This window comes from Enterobacter cloacae complex sp. IR5458 (genome assembly GCF_049238025.1).
Classification (GTDB): Bacteria; Pseudomonadota; Gammaproteobacteria; order Enterobacterales; family Enterobacteriaceae; genus Enterobacter; species Enterobacter kobei.
The window spans coordinates 56,001-74,154 of record NZ_JBMKIF010000010.1; the positions used below are offsets into that span (position 1 = coordinate 56,001).

General features: G+C 55.8%; 16 protein-coding genes. 11 read left to right on the top strand and 5 right to left on the bottom strand.

The window, feature by feature from the left end; all coding sequences use genetic code 11:
- The first annotated feature begins 13 nt into the window (after positions 1 to 13).
- From ACOTYN_RS10660 to ACOTYN_RS10680, 5 genes are all read left to right on the top strand, one after another.
- On the top strand, positions 14 to 1,183 hold the full coding sequence (locus ACOTYN_RS10660) for a Gfo/Idh/MocA family oxidoreductase (protein WP_332957733.1): 1,170 nt from the start codon (positions 14 to 16) through the stop codon (positions 1,181 to 1,183).
- Positions 1,184 to 1,194: 11 nt separating this feature from the next.
- Positions 1,195 to 2,262 carry a Gfo/Idh/MocA family protein gene (locus ACOTYN_RS10665; RefSeq protein WP_063943834.1) on the top strand — a complete coding sequence of 356 codons (1,068 nt, stop codon included), beginning with the start codon at positions 1,195 to 1,197 and terminating at the stop codon, positions 2,260 to 2,262.
- Between the two features lie 12 nt (positions 2,263 to 2,274).
- Positions 2,275 to 3,294, top strand: a complete 1,020-nt coding sequence (locus ACOTYN_RS10670) for a Gfo/Idh/MocA family oxidoreductase (RefSeq protein ID WP_332957736.1) — start codon at positions 2,275 to 2,277, stop codon at positions 3,292 to 3,294.
- Positions 3,295 to 3,373: 79 nt separating this feature from the next.
- Positions 3,374 to 4,921: an MFS transporter gene (locus tag ACOTYN_RS10675; RefSeq protein ID WP_014882258.1), complete on the top strand. Its 1,548-nt coding sequence runs from the start codon at positions 3,374 to 3,376 to the stop codon at positions 4,919 to 4,921.
- Positions 4,922 to 5,116: 195 nt separating this feature from the next.
- Entirely contained in the window at positions 5,117 to 6,454 is a 1,338-nt protein-coding gene (locus ACOTYN_RS10680) for a hemolysin family protein (protein ID WP_023338945.1), read from the top strand.
- A gap of 63 nt (positions 6,455 to 6,517) precedes the next feature.
- On the opposite strand, the gene ACOTYN_RS10685 is transcribed toward ACOTYN_RS10680, so the two are convergent.
- Positions 6,518 to 6,724 carry a DUF1107 domain-containing protein gene (locus ACOTYN_RS10685; RefSeq protein ID WP_003856054.1) on the bottom strand — a complete coding sequence of 69 codons (207 nt, stop codon included), beginning with the start codon at positions 6,722 to 6,724 and terminating at the stop codon, positions 6,518 to 6,520.
- A gap of 324 nt (positions 6,725 to 7,048) precedes the next feature.
- Between ACOTYN_RS10685 and ACOTYN_RS10690 the strand changes: the two genes are divergently transcribed.
- Positions 7,049 to 7,606 carry a YtfJ family protein gene (locus tag ACOTYN_RS10690; RefSeq protein WP_014882256.1) on the top strand — a complete coding sequence of 186 codons (558 nt, stop codon included), beginning with the start codon at positions 7,049 to 7,051 and terminating at the stop codon, positions 7,604 to 7,606.
- Here the strand turns inward: ACOTYN_RS10690 and cysQ are convergent.
- A complete protein-coding gene (gene cysQ / locus ACOTYN_RS10695; protein ID WP_047027134.1) occupies positions 7,600 to 8,340 on the bottom strand; it encodes a 3'(2'),5'-bisphosphate nucleotidase CysQ in 741 nt (246 codons plus the stop codon). The genes ACOTYN_RS10690 and cysQ overlap by 7 nt on opposite strands.
- A 190-nt stretch (positions 8,341 to 8,530) precedes the next feature.
- Between cysQ and ACOTYN_RS10700 the strand changes: the two genes are divergently transcribed.
- On the top strand, positions 8,531 to 10,480 hold the full coding sequence (locus ACOTYN_RS10700) for a bifunctional 2',3'-cyclic-nucleotide 2'-phosphodiesterase/3'-nucleotidase (RefSeq protein WP_332957739.1): 1,950 nt from the start codon (positions 8,531 to 8,533) through the stop codon (positions 10,478 to 10,480).
- A gap of 77 nt (positions 10,481 to 10,557) precedes the next feature.
- On the opposite strand, the gene ACOTYN_RS10705 is transcribed toward ACOTYN_RS10700, so the two are convergent.
- On the bottom strand, positions 10,558 to 10,944 hold the full coding sequence (locus ACOTYN_RS10705) for a winged helix-turn-helix transcriptional regulator (RefSeq protein ID WP_023331869.1): 387 nt from the start codon (positions 10,942 to 10,944) through the stop codon (positions 10,558 to 10,560).
- An 84-nt stretch (positions 10,945 to 11,028) separates the two neighbouring features.
- Here ACOTYN_RS10705 and ACOTYN_RS10710 point away from each other — a divergent pair, with 84 nt between their 5' ends.
- The 3 genes from ACOTYN_RS10710 to ACOTYN_RS10720 all read left to right on the top strand — a co-directional run bounded on the left by ACOTYN_RS10710 (position 11,029) and on the right by ACOTYN_RS10720 (position 13,823).
- Positions 11,029 to 11,877 carry an SDR family oxidoreductase gene (locus ACOTYN_RS10710; RefSeq protein WP_014882252.1) on the top strand — a complete coding sequence of 283 codons (849 nt, stop codon included), beginning with the start codon at positions 11,029 to 11,031 and terminating at the stop codon, positions 11,875 to 11,877.
- An 80-nt stretch (positions 11,878 to 11,957) separates the two neighbouring features.
- Positions 11,958 to 12,782 (top strand): AraC family transcriptional regulator, encoded by an 825-nt coding sequence (locus ACOTYN_RS10715; protein ID WP_045281969.1) that lies wholly within the window; start codon positions 11,958 to 11,960, stop codon positions 12,780 to 12,782.
- A gap of 75 nt (positions 12,783 to 12,857) precedes the next feature.
- A complete protein-coding gene (locus tag ACOTYN_RS10720) occupies positions 12,858 to 13,823 on the top strand; it encodes a DMT family transporter (protein ID WP_332957741.1) in 966 nt (321 codons plus the stop codon).
- 86 nt (positions 13,824 to 13,909) lie between these two features.
- On the opposite strand, the gene ACOTYN_RS10725 is transcribed toward ACOTYN_RS10720, so the two are convergent.
- Positions 13,910 to 15,559 carry a methyl-accepting chemotaxis protein gene (locus ACOTYN_RS10725; RefSeq protein WP_248229299.1) on the bottom strand — a complete coding sequence of 550 codons (1,650 nt, stop codon included), beginning with the start codon at positions 15,557 to 15,559 and terminating at the stop codon, positions 13,910 to 13,912.
- A 245-nt stretch (positions 15,560 to 15,804) separates the two neighbouring features.
- Here ACOTYN_RS10725 and ytfE point away from each other — a divergent pair, with 245 nt between their 5' ends.
- Positions 15,805 to 16,467, top strand: coding sequence for an iron-sulfur cluster repair protein YtfE (gene ytfE / locus ACOTYN_RS10730; protein ID WP_045134413.1), 663 nt, complete (start codon positions 15,805 to 15,807; stop codon positions 16,465 to 16,467).
- A gap of 84 nt (positions 16,468 to 16,551) precedes the next feature.
- Here ytfE and cycA read toward each other — a convergent pair whose 3' ends face one another.
- Positions 16,552 to 17,961: a D-serine/D-alanine/glycine transporter gene (cycA, locus tag ACOTYN_RS10735; protein WP_014882247.1), complete on the bottom strand. Its 1,410-nt coding sequence runs from the start codon at positions 17,959 to 17,961 to the stop codon at positions 16,552 to 16,554.
- Between the last annotated feature and the right edge of the window lie 193 nt (positions 17,962 to 18,154).

Sequence of the window (18,154 nt, forward strand, 5' to 3'; positions counted from 1 at the left end):
GCGGAGAAACACGATGTTAAATGTTGCTATCGTGGGAACAGGGAATATCTCGCATAACCATATTCAGGGCTATTTGCAGTTTGGTCAGCGTTGCCGGATCGTCGCGCTGGTCGATATCTACCCGGAAAAAGCCCACGAGAAAAAAGCACGCTACGGCCTGACGGATGCCCGCGTGTACGCAAGCCACCAGCAGATGCTGGCGTCAGAGCCCGATGTGGATATCGTCGATGTCTGTACGCCGCCCTATGTTCACGCGGAGATCAGCATTGATGCCCTGCGCGCGGGGTGCCATGTGCTGTGCGAAAAACCGATGGCCGCCTCGCTGGAAGAGTGCGACGCGATGATCGCCGCACAGCAGGCCAGCGGTAAGACGCTCTCCATTATCGCTCAGAACCGCTTTACCGATGCTTTCTGGCGCTTAAAAGCCGCACTGGATTCCGGCCTCGCGGGGAAAATCTGCCATGCGCAGGTGGATTCGTTCTGGTGGCGCGGACACTGCTATTACGACCTGTGGTGGCGTGGCACCTGGGAAAAAGAGGGAGGTGGCTGCACGCTTAACCACGCGGTACATCATATCGACGCCATCCAGTGGATGCTCGGCTTCCCGTCGGAGGTCGTGGCAATGATGACCAACGTGGCGCACGACAATGCCGAGGTGGAAGACCTCAGCGCCGCGATCTTCAAATACCCGAACGGCGCGCTCACGCAGCTTACCGCCTCGGTGGTGCACCACGGGGAAGATCAGAAAATCATCATTCAGGGCGATAAAGCGCGTATCTCCGCGCCGTGGCAGGCCTTTGCCAGCGTCAGCGCCGATAACGGCTTCCCACAGGAAAGCCACGATCTGCCGCGAGAAGCGCAACTCAACGCGGTTTTTCACGACACCCGCAAACTCGAATGGACGCTACACCACGGGCAGATTAACGACCTGCTTTATGCCATTGAGCACGGCACGGCACCGTTAGTGGATGGCCTGCAGGGCAAGCGTTCCCTCGAACTGATTACCGCAATTTATAAATCAGCCATTACCCGCACCGTCGTCCCGCTGCCGATTCAGCGCGATGACCCGTTTTACCGTACCGGCGGGACGAACGCCCTCGCCCCCCGTTTTTATGAGAAGTCCGCAAGCGTGGCCAACTTCAGCGAAGTCGGTGCCATCCCCCTGGGAAAAGATCTGGATTGAGGAATGTCATCATGAACAAGAAAGACGGAATGAACTACGCCCCGGTAGGTAAACCGCAACCGGTTGTCCGGGAAGGTGAATTTGTTTTTGCCGCTGCCGCACTCGACCACGGTCATATTTACGGCATGTGCAACGGCCTGATTGAAGCCGGCGCCACGCTGAAATGGGTGTACGACCCCGACCCGGCGAAAGTGGATAAATTCATCCAGCAATATCCGCAGGCCAACGTGGCGGCGTCGCTGGACGTGATACTCAACGACGACGAGGTGCGCCTGGTGGCGGGTGCCGCCATCCCGTCCGGGCGCTGTGCACTGGGGCTGAAAGCGATGGCCGCGGGTAAGGACTATTTCACGGATAAAGCGCCGCTCACCACCCTTGAACAGCTGGCCGATGCCAAAGCAATGGTGGCGCAAACCGGGAAGAAATACGCGGTGTATTACAGCGAGCGTCTGCACGTAGAGAGCGCGGTCTTTGCCGGACAACTGGTGCAGCAGGGCGCGATTGGCCGCGTCGTGCAAACCCTGGGAACCGGTCCGCACCGGGAAGGGAGCGGTCGTCCGGAGTGGTTCTACGATCGTCGCGACTTCGGCGGCATTCTCTGCGACATCGGCAGTCACCAGATTGAGCAGTTCCTTTTTTATACCGGCAACAGCGACGCCTCGGTGGTGGCAAGCCAGGTTCGCAACGTTAAACACCCGCAGTATCCCGCCTTCGAAGATTTCGGCGACGCGATGCTGAAAGGGGAAAACGGTGCCAGCGGCTATTTCCGCTGCGACTGGTTTACGCCGGACGGGCTTTCAACGTGGGGCGACGGTCGTCTGACCCTGCTCGGCACCGAAGGCTATATCGAAATCCGCAAATATGTTGATTTAACCCGCGGCGAGCAGGATGTGGTTTACCTGGTGAACAAGGAGGGAGAATTCCGCTATCCCGTCGCCGGACAGGTCGGGTTCCCGTTCTTTGGTGAACTGATCCTCGACTGCCTGCACCGGACCGAAAACGCCATGACGCAGGCGCACGCCTTCAAGGCGGCGGAGCTTTGCGTGAAGGCTCAGATGCTGGCCAACGCGACGGCATAACGGGAGGCAACGATGACGATCCTGAACACAGCGGTTATCGGTGCCGGCGCGATTCACCGCTGCCATGTGAATGCATTACGCCAGATCCCCAACGTCGCGCTGCGCGCGCTGGTGGATATCGACAGCGTTAAAGGACTGACGCTGGCGATGGCCTATCAGTGCCGTTTTTATCAGGATTACCGGGAAATGCTGCTGGATGATGCCATCGACGTGGTCCATATCTGTACGCCGCATTTCGAGCATAAACGTATGATTCTGGCGGCGCTCGCCGCCGGGAAGCATGTGTTCTGCGAAAAACCGGTGGGGATGAACAGCAGTGAATTCGGCGATATCGTCCAGGCCGTCGACCAGGCGCCGGGCCTGCTCGGCGTTTGCTATCAGAACCGGCTCAATCCCACCAGCCTGCGCATCCGACAGGAGTTAAGCGAGGGCGAGCTGGGGAAGATGCTCGGCATGAAAGCGGTGCTGACGTGGTCGCGGTCGGGCGCCTATTACACCGAAAGTCCGTGGCGTGGACGGCTGGCAACGGAAGGCGGCAGTCTGCTGATCAACCAGGCGATCCATACCCTCGACCTGATGCAGTGGTTCGCCGGCGGGGTCACGCGCCTGAAAGGCGTGGTGGAGAGCGGTGAGCTGGCGGACGTAACCGAAGGGGAGGACAGCGCAATGGCGACGCTGCACTTTGCTAACGGCGCGCGTGGCCTGTTTTATGCCAGCAACTGCAATACCACGGATTCCCCCCTCTGGCTTGAGATCCATTGCGAACGGGGTTCGCTGCTGCTCAATGACAACGTGCTCTGGCGCATCACCCCGGGCGAACATCGCAAGCTGGCCACCGATGATTCTCCTGACGGCTCGGTCAAAAGCTACTGGGGGCTGGGACACCAGCAGGCGATCCGCCGTTTTTATCATGCCATTCATCACCCGGAAACGGACTACACCGATATCCATGCTGCCGGGAAATCACTCACCCTTGTGGAGGCCCTTTATCGCTCATCTCAATTAAGAAAATGGATAGATATCAATAATTAGAACGTAATGTGTCGTCCAGCAGTAAATAAAAAAACGACCTGAAACACAGGTTAATCATTACCCTACACTGGATATTATTATGGTCAAACCAACTGAACGTAGAGTTGGTTACGGCGTAGCGCTTGGCTACGGCGTAACCGATCTGTTTGGCGGGGGCGCTTTTGCCATTATCGGCACCTGGCTGCTCTTTTTTTACACCACCTATTGCGGACTCTCAGTGATTGAAGCGGGTTCAATATTCGCCATTGCCCGCGTTATTGACGCACTCCTCAGCCCCATTATGGGATACGTCACCGATAATTTCGGTGATACCTGGCTCGGACGTAAATTTGGCCGCCGCCGCTTCTTTTTATTACTCAGCTCACCGCTCATGTTTTTGTATGCCCTGCTGTGGATGACGGACATGGGCTACTGGTACTATCTGGGCACCTATCTCTCGATTGAACTGCTGTCGGCGATGGTGCTGGTCCCGTGGGAAACGCTGGCAGCGGAAATGACAAACCGCTATGAAGAGCGTAGCCGCCTTTCCGGCGTGCGCATGATCTGCTCTCAGCTCGGGGGATTTCTTGCGGTTTCCGTCCCCGGCGTCATTATGCAGTTCACGGGTAAAGATAATCCGTTTACCTATACCCTTACCGGGCTGATATTTTCCTGCGTATTTTGCATTGCGGTATTTATTACCTGGTACACCACCTGGGAAGCCAAAGATGTGCAGCAGGAGTCCGATTTTAAAGTGGATAACCAGCGCAGCAGCGGGATACTCAATCACCTGAAATATCTGGTTCTGGATCTCTTTTCTTCATTCCGCATTCGCGCGTTCCGGCTGCATATCATTATTTATATCTTTTCGTTTACGGCGATGGACGTATTCGGTTCGGTCTTTACCTATTATGTCGTGTATTGCCTGAGCCAGGATGCGGCAGCGGTATCTGGCTGGCTGAGCATTGCGGCCTTCGCCTCGGTGCCGGGCACGTACGGGTTTATGCTGTTGCTGAACCGGCTGAATGTGACTCCTTCCGCCGCGCTCCGCCTCTCCTACGGCTGTATTTTCTGCGTGCTGGTATTCCTGTTTACGGTCTACCTTACCGAAACGCAGGTGCCGACGCTGCTGTTCTCGGCGGTCTTTATCTTGCTGGGTGCCGCCCGCTCCGGCCTTTACTACATTCCGTGGAATATCTACAGCTTCATTCCGGATATCGACGAGATGGTGACGCAGCAGCGCCGCGAAGGGATTTTTGCCGGTGTGATGGTCCTGACCCGCAAAAGTACCGTGGCTATTGCCATCATGATTATTGGTCTGGTGTTGCAGGAGTCCGGTTTCGTGAAAGGCAGTGGCGCACAACCGGAAAGCGCGCTGGGGGCCATTATCGGCCTGATGATTTTTGCCACCGCGGCGCTTCTGGCGGTGAGTTTCTTCACTACCTACAAGTTTAAGCTCACCCGCGAGACGCATAAGTTGCTTCTCAAGGAGATTGCCCGGCGGAAACTGGGCGGAGATTACCGCGACTGCGACGCCAGGACTCGGGTGATCATCAAACAGTTAACCGGATACGAGTATGACCAGGTGTGGGGAGGCGACGCCACACGACAGACGGTGGGAAGCGCCCATTTATCTCCCGTGAAATAACCGCGCAGACCGGGCAGCACTCCACTGTCCGGTCTGTTTTTATGCCAAAATGTGACCTCTGGCAGATTTACATCTCTTTACGCTATACTACCCGCTGAAATAATCAGCTCAACGCTACGGGCTGACGTTCTACGTGTTTTCACACAAATGGTATCAATTCCCCTTCTGAGGATCTGGCGAGAAGCCGGATAAACTATGTTAAACAGTATTTTAGTAATACTTTGTCTGATTGCCGTCAGTGCATTTTTCTCGATATCGGAGATTTCGCTGGCCGCCTCCCGTAAAATCAAACTGAAGCTGCTTGCTGATGAAGGCAACATCAACGCCTCCCGCATTCTCAAAATGCAGGAGAACCCCGGCACCTTCTTCACCGTGGTGCAGATTGGCCTGAACGCGGTCGCCATTCTCGGCGGTATCGTGGGCGATGCAGCGTTTTCGCCGGCGTTTTACAGCCTGTTTGTGCAGTACATGTCCGCCGAACTGGCCGAGCAGTTGAGCTTTATTCTCTCCTTCACGCTGGTTACCGGCATGTTCATCCTCTTCGCTGACCTGACCCCGAAACGCATCGGTATGATTGCGCCAGAAGCTGTGGCTTTGCGTATCATCAACCCGATGCGCTTCTGCCTGTTCGTGTTCCGTCCGCTGGTATGGTTCTTCAACGGCCTGGCAAACGTGATTTTCCGCATCTTCAAGCTGCCCATGGTGCGTAAAGACGACATCACCTCTGACGACATCTATGCGGTGGTGGAAGCTGGCGCGCTGGCCGGGGTGCTGCGTAAGCAGGAACACGAGCTCATTGAGAACGTATTCGAACTGGAATCCCGTACCGTGCCCTCTTCCATGACGGGCCGTGAAAGCATTATCTGGTTCGATTTGCATGAGGATGAGCAGAGCCTGAAGAACAAAGTGGCACAGCATCCGCACTCTAAGTTCCTGGTCTGTAATGAAGATATCGACCACATCATCGGTTACGTCGACTCCAAAGACCTGCTCAACCGCGTGCTGGCAAACCAGAGCCTGGCGCTCAACAGCGGCGTGCAGATCCGCAACACCCTGATCGTGCCAGACACCCTGACGCTCTCGGAAGCGCTGGAAAGTTTCAAAACCGCCGGGGAAGACTTCGCCGTCATCATGAACGAATACGCGCTGGTGGTGGGGATCATTACGCTGAACGACGTGATGACCACGCTGATGGGCGACCTGGTGGGCCAGGGGCTGGAGGAGCAGATTGTTCAGCGTGACGATAACTCGTGGCTGATTGATGGCGGTACACCGATTGAAGACGTCATGCGCGTGCTGGACATCGACGAGTTCCCGCAGTCCGGTAATTACGAAACCATCGGCGGCTTTATGATGTTTATGCTGCGCAAAATCCCGAAACGTACCGATTCGGTGAAGTTCTCCGGCTATAAGTTTGAGGTGGTGGACATTGATAACTACCGCATCGACCAGCTGCTGGTGACGCGCATCGACAACAAACCGACCGTGCTGGTGCCGCGGATGCCTGACGCAGAAGAGAAGGTGTCGGCGTAAGACCCATATACATCAACGGCTCCCATTGGGAGCCGTCTTTTTAACTACTGCATAGCACGTTGGTTAAGCCATCTCAGTTTGCAGACGCATAACCTGACGGTTGACTTCGGACATCACAGACAGGTGCTGTTTGTCCTTCACTTTTGGGATAAGGATCTTGCCCTTATCAAATTCAAAAGCGCCAACATCCTTGATGTACAACCGTCCACGGAACAGGATCTTCACGTACTTCGCCACTTGAAGCGGGTTGTAGCGTTGGAAAATTTTCATTCTTGTATCTCCTGCGAATCATACGCTCTTGCGGTGCCACAATCGGCCCGACTGTCCTGAGCGCAAATTTTGATGCCCAATGACTATAGACCAGAACTACGGTGTTACCCAGTGTGCATAAGTTTATTTACCGTTTGATTACAATTATTCAGAATAATCTTTGCAAAGCGTGACTGAGAGCAGTATAAGCCGTCGTTTTTTCATGGATATGTGCGTTCACCCGCAAACTGGCATTGGGATTGCGGGAAAACCACATTGATCGCACTTATGATTAAAAGCGTAAGACCAAGTGGTCGGATCACCTGCAAACAATAAGGAAACGCCATGACCCTACGTAACATCCTTGCAGCAGCTTGTCTGCTGCTGCCCCTGTGGGCTTGCGCTCACAACATTGAAAAAGGACAACGTGTCCCGCCAGTCGGCATTGCTGACCGGGGAGAATTGATTCTCGACAATGATAAGTTTAGCTATAAAGCCTGGAATAGCGCGCAGCTCGCAGGCAAAGTGAGAGTTGTACAACATATTGCCGGTCGTACATCTGCAAAAGAGAAAAATGCCAACCTGGTGGAAGCGATCAAGGCCGCAAAATTCCCGCACGATCGCTACCAGACCACCACGATTGTGAACACCGATGACGCGATTCCCGGCTCCGGGATGTTTGTGCGTTCAAGCCTTGAGAGTAATAAGAAGCTCTATCCGTGGTCGCAGTTTATCGTCGACAGCAACGGAGTCACCCGTAAGGCCTGGCAGCTGGAGGAAGAGAGTTCCGCGATTATCGTGCTGGATAAGGAAGGTCGCGTCCAGTGGGTGAAAGACGGCGCGTTGACCCAGGAAGAGGTGCAGCAGGTCGTCGCCCTGCTGCACAAGCTGTTGGCTCAATAAATCGAGACGCGGAAGCCGGGGTTGAGGAAGGATTCACGCGGGGTATAGTCCAGCGGCTTGCCCTGCCAGTCATGAACATGCGCCCCGGCGGCCGCTGCAACCGCGTGCCCTGCCGCCGTATCCCAGACGTTAGTCGGCCCAAAGCGCGGATAAAGCTGCGCCTGTCCTTCCGCCACCAGGCAGAATTTCAGCGATGAACCAATCGACGTCGTCTGGTGTTCCCCCAGCTGCTGCAGGTACTCCTGCAGTTCACTGTCGCTGTGCGAGCGGCTAATCACCACCAGCGGTGGGCGCGCATCGCGCACCTGGATCTGCTTACGAACGCCGCACTCCTCCTTCCAGGCTTTACCTTCCGCCGCGCTGTACATCACCTTCATCACCGGGGCGTAAACCACGCCGAGCACCGCCTTTCCCTTTTCAATCAGGGCGATATTAACGGTGAACTCCCCGTTGCGCTTGATGAACTCTTTGGTACCGTCCAGCGGATCGACCAGCCAGTAGCGCTGCCAGTTCTGGCGTTCATCCCAGCTCTGCGGCGCTTCTTCAGACAGAACGGGGATGTCCGGCGTCAGCGCCTGTAAACCGTTCATAATGACCTTATGCGCAGCGATATCCGCCGCCGTGACCGGGGAGTCGTCCGCTTTACTGACGACCTCCATCGGTTTTGCACCGTCATACACTTGCATGATGGCATCCCCCGCATCCCGTGCGAGTTGACAAATTTTATCTAGCATTCTCCACCTCTTTGTTAACGCAGTGAGGTTAACTCATTGTTTTAGTTATATCGTAATGTGAACAATTCCGCTATCTGTGAAGCAATTCCGGTTTCAGTACGCTTTTTTCTGTCAGGATTCACATTTCTGTAAGCAACACGCTATAGATACATACTCTTTTGTGGCATGGATCGAAAAAAGGACTCCTCTGATGATTAAGTTTAGTGCAACGCTTCTGGCGACGCTGATTGCAGCGAGCGTGCAGGCGGCGACGGTAGATCTGCGTATTCTGGAAACGACCGATCTGCACAGCAACATAATGGACTTCGATTACTACAAAGATACCCCTACCGAAAAATTCGGCCTGGTCCGCACGGCAAGTTTGATCGATGCCGCGCGCGGTGAAGTGAAAAATAGCGTGCTGGTGGACAACGGCGATCTTATTCAGGGTAGTCCACTCGGGGATTACATGGCCGCGAAGGGTCTAAAGAAAGGCGAGATCCATCCCGTTTATAAGGCGATGAATACGCTGGATTATGCCGTCGGCAACCTGGGCAACCACGAATTTAACTACGGCCTGAAGTACCTGCACGATGCGCTGGCTGGCGCAAAATTCCCCTACGTTAACGCCAACATCATCGACGTTAAGACGCAGAAGCCGCTCTTTACCCCCTATCTGATTAAAGAGACCGAGGTTGTCGATCGGGACGGTAAAAAACAGACGCTTAAAATCGGCTATATCGGCTTCGTGCCGCCGCAAATCATGACCTGGGATAAAGCCAACCTCGACGGTAAAGTGACCGTTAACGATATTACCGAAACTGCGCGCAAATACGTGCCGGAAATGCGCGAAAAAGGGGCCGCTCTGGTGGTGGTGGTTGCGCACTCGGGACTCTCCGCCGACCCGTATCAGGCCATGGCGGAAAACTCCGTTTATTATCTGAGTGAAGTCCCGGGCGTCGATGCGATCCTGTTCGGCCACGCCCACGCGGTCTTCCCGGGTAAGGACTTTGCCAGCATTAAGGGCGCAGACATCGAGAAAGGGACGCTCAATGGCGTGCCGTCGGTGATGCCGGGCATGTGGGGCGACCACCTTGGGGTGGTGGATCTGGTACTCAATAACGACGGCGGCAGCTGGAAGGTCACTCAGTCAAAAGCAGAGGCGCGTCCGATTTACGACGCTGCGGCTAAAAAATCACTGGCCGCTGAAGATAAAAAACTGGTCGACGTGCTGAAGCACGATCACGACGCCACCCGCGAATTCGTCAGCAAGCCGATCGGCCAATCCGCCGATAATATGTATAGCTTCCTGGCGCTGGTGCAGGATGACCCAACCGTTCAGGTCGTCAACATGGCGCAGAAGGCCTATGCCGAACACTTTGTTCAGGGCGATCCGGATCTGGCAAAACTGCCGGTGCTGTCTGCCGCTGCGCCATTCAAAGTTGGCGGGCGTAAGAACGACCCGGCAAGCTATGTCGAAGTTGAGAAAGGCCAGCTGACGTTCCGTAACGCCGCCGATCTCTATCTCTATCCGAACACGCTGGTAGTGGTGAAAGCGACGGGTAAAGAAGTGAAGGAATGGCTGGAGTGCTCTGCCGGACAGTTTAACCAGATCGATCCGAAGAGCAGTAAACCGCAGTCGCTGATTAACTGGGATAGCTTCCGAACCTATAACTTTGACGTGATCGATGGCGTGAATTATCAGATTGACGTTACCCAACCCGCGAAATATGACGGCGAGTGCCAGGCCATTAACCCGCAGGCCGAGCGCATCAAAAACCTGACCTTCAACGGTAAGGCGATCGATCCGAATGCCACCTTCCTGGTGGTAACCAATAACTACCGCGCCTATGGCGGTAAGTTTGCCGGTACGGGAGATAACCACATCGCCTTTGCTTCACCGGACGAAAACCGCTCGGTACTGGCGGCGTGGATCAGTGCTGAGTCGAAGAAGGCGGGCGAAATTCACCCGGCCGTGGATAACAACTGGCGCCTGGCACCGATCCACAGCGATACGAAACTGGATATCCGCTTTGAAACGTCACCGTCCGATAAGGCCGCCGCGTTCATTAAGGATAAGGCGCAGTATCCGATGAAGAAGGTGGCGACCGATGATATTGGCTTCGCGATTTATCAGGTTGACCTAAGCAAGTCGCGGTGATTGTGTCGGGTGGCGCTTCGCTTACCCGACCTACGAGATCGGGTAGGCCGGGTAAGGCGAAGCCGCCCCCCGGCATGTCACGCCGCCCGATCGTCCCGATTCGCCATCACCTTCGGCGTATTCACCTCAATCCAGTCCGCCAGCGCAGCTACTTTCTCACTGACCTCAATCCCCATCGGCGTCAGGCTATACTCTACGTGCGGCGGCACAACCGGATATGACACGCGATCGACAAACCCGTCCTGCTCCAGCGCCTGAAGCGACTGGGACAGCATCTTTTCGCTTACCCCGCCCATTTTGCGGCGCAGATCGCTGAAGCGATGCGTTCCCTGACGCAGGGCCAGCAGAATCAGCACGCCCCAGCGGCTGGTAACGTGTTTGAGCACCTCCCGGGAAGGACACTGTTCCGCAAAGAGGTTGCCATCGCGCATTTGTTCGCTGAGTGTCGGTATCGTTGTTTTCATACTTACCTTTTTGTACGTACTTACTAAAAGTTAGCTATGGTGCTAGTGTGCCATAACACCAGACAAACACGAAGGAGATTCATCATGATTGCGATTACCGGCGCTACCGGCCAGCTTGGCCAATACGTTATTGAAGAACTGCTGAAAACGGTTCCGGCAAACGAGATTGTCGCCATTGTCCGTAACCCGGCGAAAGCCGACGCCTTAAGCCAGCAGGGAATTGTAGTTCGTCAGGCGGATTACACGAACGAAGCCGCCTTCACCGCCGCGCTGAGCGGCGTGGATAAGCTGCTGCTGATCTCCTCCAGCGAAGTCGGCCAGCGTGCAACCCAACATCAGAACGTCATTAACGCCGCCAAAGCCGCTGGCGTGAAATTCATCGCCTACACCAGCCTGCTGCATGCGGATCGCTCCCCGCTGGGCCTGCACGTTGAACACGTCGAGACGGAGAAAGCGCTGGCGGCGTCCGGCATTCCTTATGCCCTGCTGCGCAATGGCTGGTATACCGAAAACTATCTGGCAAGCGCGCCACCGGCGATTGAGCATGGCGTGTTTATAGGTGCGGCAGGCGAAGGCAAAATTGCCTCTGCAACCCGTGCAGACTACGCCGCCGCCGCAGCCAAAGTGATCGCTGAAGAGGGTCATGCTGGCAAGGTATACGAACTGGCTGGCGACCACGGCTGGACGCTGAGCGAGCTGGCGGCTGAGCTGAGCAAGCAGAGCGGGAAGCCGGTGACCTATCAGAATCTCAGCGAAGCCGATTTTGCCGCCGCGCTGAAGGGGGTGGGTCTGCCTGCGGGGCTGGCGGATATGCTCGCGGACTCCGACGTGGGTGCATCCAAAGGCGGCCTGTTTGACGACAGCCATACCCTGAGCACACTGATCGGCCGCCCGACCACACCGCTGGCGGAGAGCATTAAAGCCATTCTGTAATTGTTACGGATTGGTTATTTTTTGTGGCATCCCCTCGGGTCATCTCTGATAATGAAGCGATGACCACGAGGAGGCTCAACGTGCAAGGCGTACCGGAACAGTTCATTGATGAGAGAGACAGCGCGCGCTTTCGCCATCTGGCGCAGGTGCCGGGCATCGAACTCTATCACGCGCATATATCCCGCTACGCCTTTGAGCCTCACACCCATGAAGCCTTCGGGATCGGCACGATTGAAACCGGTGCCGAACGTTTTCGCTATCGCGGTACCCAGCACCTCGCGCCGGAGAAATCCGTCGTTACCATGAACCCGGACGAGATCCACACCGGGGAATCAGCCACCGAAGGCGGCTGGCGCTACCGGATGGTCTATATCGAACCCGATCTGCTGGAAGAGGTAACCGGCCTCCGGCACTGGTGGTTCAGCGAGGTGACCCGTTTTGACCCCCATCGCTCGCAGCAAATCGGCAGGCTCATCTACGGCCTGTGGCATACGGACGATCCGCTGGCGCAAAAAGGATTATTGCTGGATCTGATTGAGACCTTTCAGCCCCTGGCCCATCACGCGCCGGTGGTTCAGGAAGGTGCGCACCGCTTCGAACGTGTGCGCGAGTATCTGCATGACAACTATATGCACTCCCTGACGCTGGATGAACTGGCCAACGTCGTTTCGCTCAGTCCGTATCATTTTCAGCGCCAGTTCAAAGCCCATTTCCACGTTACGCCGCACCAGATGCTGATGGCTATCCGCCTGTGGCGCGCCAAAACGTTCCTCACCCACGGCATGCCCGCAGCTGAGGTCGCTGCGGCGACGGGGCTGACCGACCAGTCACATTTGACCCGGGCATTTACCCGCCGCTACGGCATTACGCCCGTGCGCTACCAGAAGCAGGTCACCCGGCGCTAATGCGCAATCTCATACAATACGCGCGCATTTGCCCCTCCTACACTGAGCGCAACGTGAAGCAATAGGGATGGAAAAATGATTAGTGGCGTGTTGTATGCCCTGCTGGCAGGGATGATGTGGGGGCTGATTTTTGTTGGCCCGCTGATCTTGCCCGAATACCCGGCAATACTGCAGTCGACCGGACGTTATCTGGCGCTGGGGCTGATAGCCTTACCTCTGGCATGGCTGGGACGCGCGCGCCTGCGTCAGCTTAGCCGTCAGGACTGGCGCACCGCGCTGGCGCTGACCATGATGGGCAACCTCATCTATTACGTTTGCCTGGCGAGTGCCATTCAACGCACCGGGGCCCCGGTCTCGACCATGATTATCGGCACACTGCCGGTTGTCATCCCCATCTTTGCTAACCTGCTCTATAGCCACCGCGATGGCAAACTGGCGTGGCCAAAAATGGTGCCTGCGCTGTTGTGTACCGCCGTAGGGCTAATATGCGTCAATATTGCCGAGCTGCGTCATGGGCTGGAGGACTTTGATCTGTGGCGTTACGGCTCCGGCATTCTGCTGGCGTTCGTTTCCGTGGCGTGTTGGGCATGGTATGCCCTGCGCAATGCGCGCTGGCTGCGTGAGAACCCGGACAAGCATCCGATGATGTGGGCGACGGCTCAGGCCCTGGTCACATTGCCCGTTTCACTGCTGGGATATGTTGGGGCGTGCCTCTGGTTAGGCCATCAACAGCCCGATTTCGCCCAACCCTTCGGACCCAGACCGTGGGTATTTGTTGCCCTGATGGTGGCGATTGCGGTGCTGTGTTCCTGGGTGGGCGCGCTGTGCTGGAACATTGCCAGCCAGAAACTGCCAACGGTGATCCTGGGGCCGCTGATTGTTTTCGAAACCCTGGCCGGGCTGCTTTATACCTTCCTGATGCGCCAGAGCGTACCGCCTGTATTAACGGCCTGTGGGATTGTGTTGCTGGTCGTTGGGGTGGTGATGGCGGTGAGAGCGAAGCCGGAAAAACCGAGGGTTGTGTCAGCATCAGAAGTGTGATTTTTGCCGGGTGGCGGCTACGCCTTACCCGGCCTACACGGAGCGATTTGTAGGCCGGGTAAGCGTCAGCGCCACCCGGCACCAGGTTAAAACGTTTCCCAGTTCGCTTCAGGCACGCTCGCTGCGGGCTGCGCTTTCGGCACGTAGGTTTTCACCGGCGCGGCTTTGACCGCCTGATTACGGGTAATTTTAAACACAGCCACCGCGTCATTCAGGCGTGCAGCCTGATCTTCCAGCGCGGCCGCCGCGGCCGCAGATTCCTCGACCAGCGAGGCGTTCTGCTGGGTCACGCGATCCATTTCAGCCACCGCCTGGCCCACCTGGTCGATACCGCGGCTCTGCTCGTCAGAGGCTGAGGCGATCTCGCCCATAATGTCCGTCACGCGGGTGACCGCATTGACGATCTCCGCCATCGTCGCCCCGGCTTCGTTAACCAGCTGCGAGCCGGCGTTCACGCGCTCGCCGGAATCGTCGATCAGCGCTTTGATCTCTTTCGCCGCCTGAGCACTGCGCTGGGCGAGGGTACGTACTTCCCCTGCGACCACCGCAAAGCCACGGCCCTGTTCACCTGCACGCGCAGCCTCTACCGCCGCGTTCAACGCCAGAATGTTGGTCTGGAAAGCAATACCGTCGATTACGTTGGTAATTTGCGCAATTTTACTGGAACTGGTGGCGATTTCGTCCATCGTGCGCACGACACCTTCCACCACGTTCCCGCCCTTCTTCGCCGTTGAGGAGGCATCCAGTGCCAGACGGGAAGCCTGACGGGCGTTATCGGCATTCTGCTTCACGGTGGCCGTCAGCTGTTCCATGCTGGCTGCCGTTTCTTCCAGGGAAGCCGCCTGTTGCTCAGTACGGGAAGAAAGGTCGTTACTCCCGGCAGAAATTTCACCGGCTCCGGTGTAGATGGTGTCGGCACCTTCACGCACCACGCCAACGGTATTCGCCAGCGAGGTCTGCATCTCCTGCACGTTGCGCGCCAGGATCGCCATTTCGTTCTTACCGTCAGCCTGAATCGGCTGGGTTAAGTCCCCTGCCGCAATGGCGCGAATATGGTTGATCACCTCTTCCAGAGGCAGCAGCAGCACGCGACGCATGGCGATCCAGCTGGAAATAATCACCACAATGACCAACAGCATTACAGCAGAGAGGATCCACAGAATGCGTTTGTAGTCGCTTTCATTGTCCTGGATGCCTTTATCGGTAAGCGTTGCCTGTGCTTCGCGCCACTCGCGATAAACCGCCTGCATCGCAGTCTGTTTTTGCTCAGCGTTCTGCTTGAACATGTCTTCCAGATTGCCCTGGCCCAGCAGCACGTTCATTTGCGTCAACGTTGAGGAGTAAATACGGTATTGCTCCTCCAGTCGCTTCGCCAGATTCTCGTCCAGGCCCGGCGTATTCGGCAGGGCATAGTATTTATCGTAATGGACCTGCGCATCAGCCAGCAGATTTTTCGCGGTGTTGACCAGCTCATTGAGCTGACCACCGTTAATCTGCGAAGCCATGCTGCTTTGCAGACGCAGCATCCCACGGTTCAGCGTCACGCGCGCCTGGTTCAGGCTGATCCACGCATCGGTAAACTCCGCCACATTCTTGCTGGAGAGCTGCGACACGGTGAAATTGTCTTTATCGTTGTTCAGCGCGTTGATAAAGATCCCCGCGGAAATCACTTGCATGATGCCGAGTACAAGCAGCACCGAAATAAGAAGAGTAATAACTTTTATACGTTTAAACATACGTTGCCTTTGTTATATGCAGGTTTGTCTGACGTGGATATATCGGCAGGCAAGGCGGGTTGTTTACTGTTTCTCCACCTTTAAAAACTTTCTAAACCACTTTCCTGAGTCCATTCAGGGCGTTAACCCGGATAATTTTTTTGTGACTTACGTCTCACTTTTACCCTTCCCTCTAAAGGGTTATAGCGTCGCCTTAAAGATGCATTTAATATGCATCTTATATTCTTGATGACGAGGTAACTGCTATGGCCTTTCGCGACCAACCCCTCGGCGAGCTGGCGCTCTCCATCCCTCGCGCTTCTGCGCTGTTCCGTAAATACGATATGGATTACTGCTGCGGCGGTAAGCAAACCCTCGCGCGAGCGGCCTCACGTAAGGAGCTGGATGTGGAGGTGATTGAAGCAGAGCTGGCGCAACTGGCCGAACAGCCTGTTGATAAAGACTGGCGTACCGCCCCGCTCGCAGAAATCATCGACCACATCATTGTGCGTTACCACGATCGCCACCGGGAGCAACTGCCGGAGCTGATCCTGCAGGCGACCAAAGTCGAGCGCGTACATGCTGACAAACCTTCCGTACCCCGCGGTCTGGCGAAATATCTGACCATGCTGCACGAAGAGCTTTCCAGCCACATGATGAAAGAAGAACAGATCCTCTTCCCGATGATTAAACAGGGAATGGGCAGCCAGGCAATGGGTCCGATTAGCGTGATGGAAAGCGAGCATGATGATGCGGGCGAACTGCTGGAAGTGATCAAACACACCACCCACAACGTCACACCGCCGCCAGAGGCGTGCACCACCTGGAAAGCGATGTACAACGGCATTAACGAGATGATCGATGACCTGATGGAACACATCAGTCTTGAGAACAACGTGTTGTTCCCGCGGGCATTAGCTGGGGAATGAAAAAAGCCGCTGCGGCCTGATGCCCTCTCCCACAGGGAGAGGGTGCAAAAACTAAAAACGGCAACTGAAGTTGCCGTTTTGCTTTTATCTTACGCCTGCCATACGTTTCTTACCGATAAACACCCAGCCCAGCCCCAGCGCGATAAACCACAGCGGCGTAACAATCAGCGCCTGACGGGTATCATCTTCCAGCGTCAGCAGCACCAGCACGAACACGAAGAACGCCATGCACACCCAGCACATCAGCTTGCCCAGCGGCATCTTGTAGATCGACTTCTCATGCAGGTGTGGACGCTGTTTGCGGTACACCAGGTACGAGCAGAGAATAATGGTCCAGACGAACATAAACAGGATTGCAGAGACCGTGGTGATCATGGTGAACGCGCCAATCACGCTTGGGTTCACGTAGAGCATGACCACGCCGCCCAGCAGGCACATGCAGGAGAAAGTCAGCCCTTTCGCCGGTACCGCACGCTTAGACAGTTTCGCAAAGGCGCTCGGCGCCACGCCCTCCTGCGCCAGACCAAACAGCATACGGCTGGTTGAGAACACGCCGCTGTTCGCGGACGACGCCGCAGAGGTCAGCACGACGAAGTTAATCAGGCTTGCCGCAGCGGGCAGCCCTACCAGCACAAACAGTTCAACGAACGGGCTCTTGCTCGGCACCACGGAGCTCCACGGCGTCACGGACATAATGATGATCAGCGCGAAGACGTAGAACATGATGATACGAACCGGAATCGAGTTAATGGCGCGCGGGAGAGACTTCTCGGGATCTTTAGTTTCGGCCGCCGTGGTTCCCACCAGCTCAATGCCCACAAACGCGAACACCGCAATCTGGAAGCCGGCAAAGAAGCCGCTGATGCCTTTCGGGAACCAGCCGCCGTCATTCCACAGATGGGTAAATGACGCCTGTACGCCGGTTGGCGACTGGAAGTGCGTCAGTACCATCACCAGGCCCACAACAATCAGCCCCACGATAGCGACAATCTTGATCATCGCGAACCAGAACTCCATCTCACCGAACATTTTTACGGTGGCGAGGTTGAGGCTCAGCAGCAAAGCGATAACCGCCAGCGAGGCCACCCAGTCTGACAGTCCCGGGAACCAGAACTGTGCGTAGGCGGTAATCGCCACGACGTCCGCCATACCGGTAACAACCCAGCAGAACCAGTAGGTCCAGCCGGTGAAATAGCCTGCCCATGGTCCGAGCAGGTCAGACGCGAAGTCGCTGAAGGATTTGTATTCGAGGTTCGAGAGCAGCAATTCACCCATTGCCCGCATCACGAAGAACAGCATGAAACCAATGATCATATAAACGAAGATGATCGACGGCCCGGCAAGGCTGATGGTTTTGCCTGACCCCATAAACAGCCCGGTCCCGATGGCCCCACCTATGGCGATAAGCTGAATATGACGGTTTGTGAGATTGCGCCGTAGCGACTGTTCAGACGTCGCCTCTTCTGCAGCGGCGACTTTGACCTGATCTACCATGTAATTTTTCCTGTTTATGCCTGTCTGTGTTGTTAAGGCTCTTCTGGCCTTTAAATACGTCAAAAGATGACGTTCCCCTTGTAAGGGCTTATCGATATTAGGTAAGAATCGGCGGGATGAATACTATGATTTAGATATTATGTTAATAATATGTTGAAAGTGAGTGTCATATCACTCATACAGCGCGAAACAG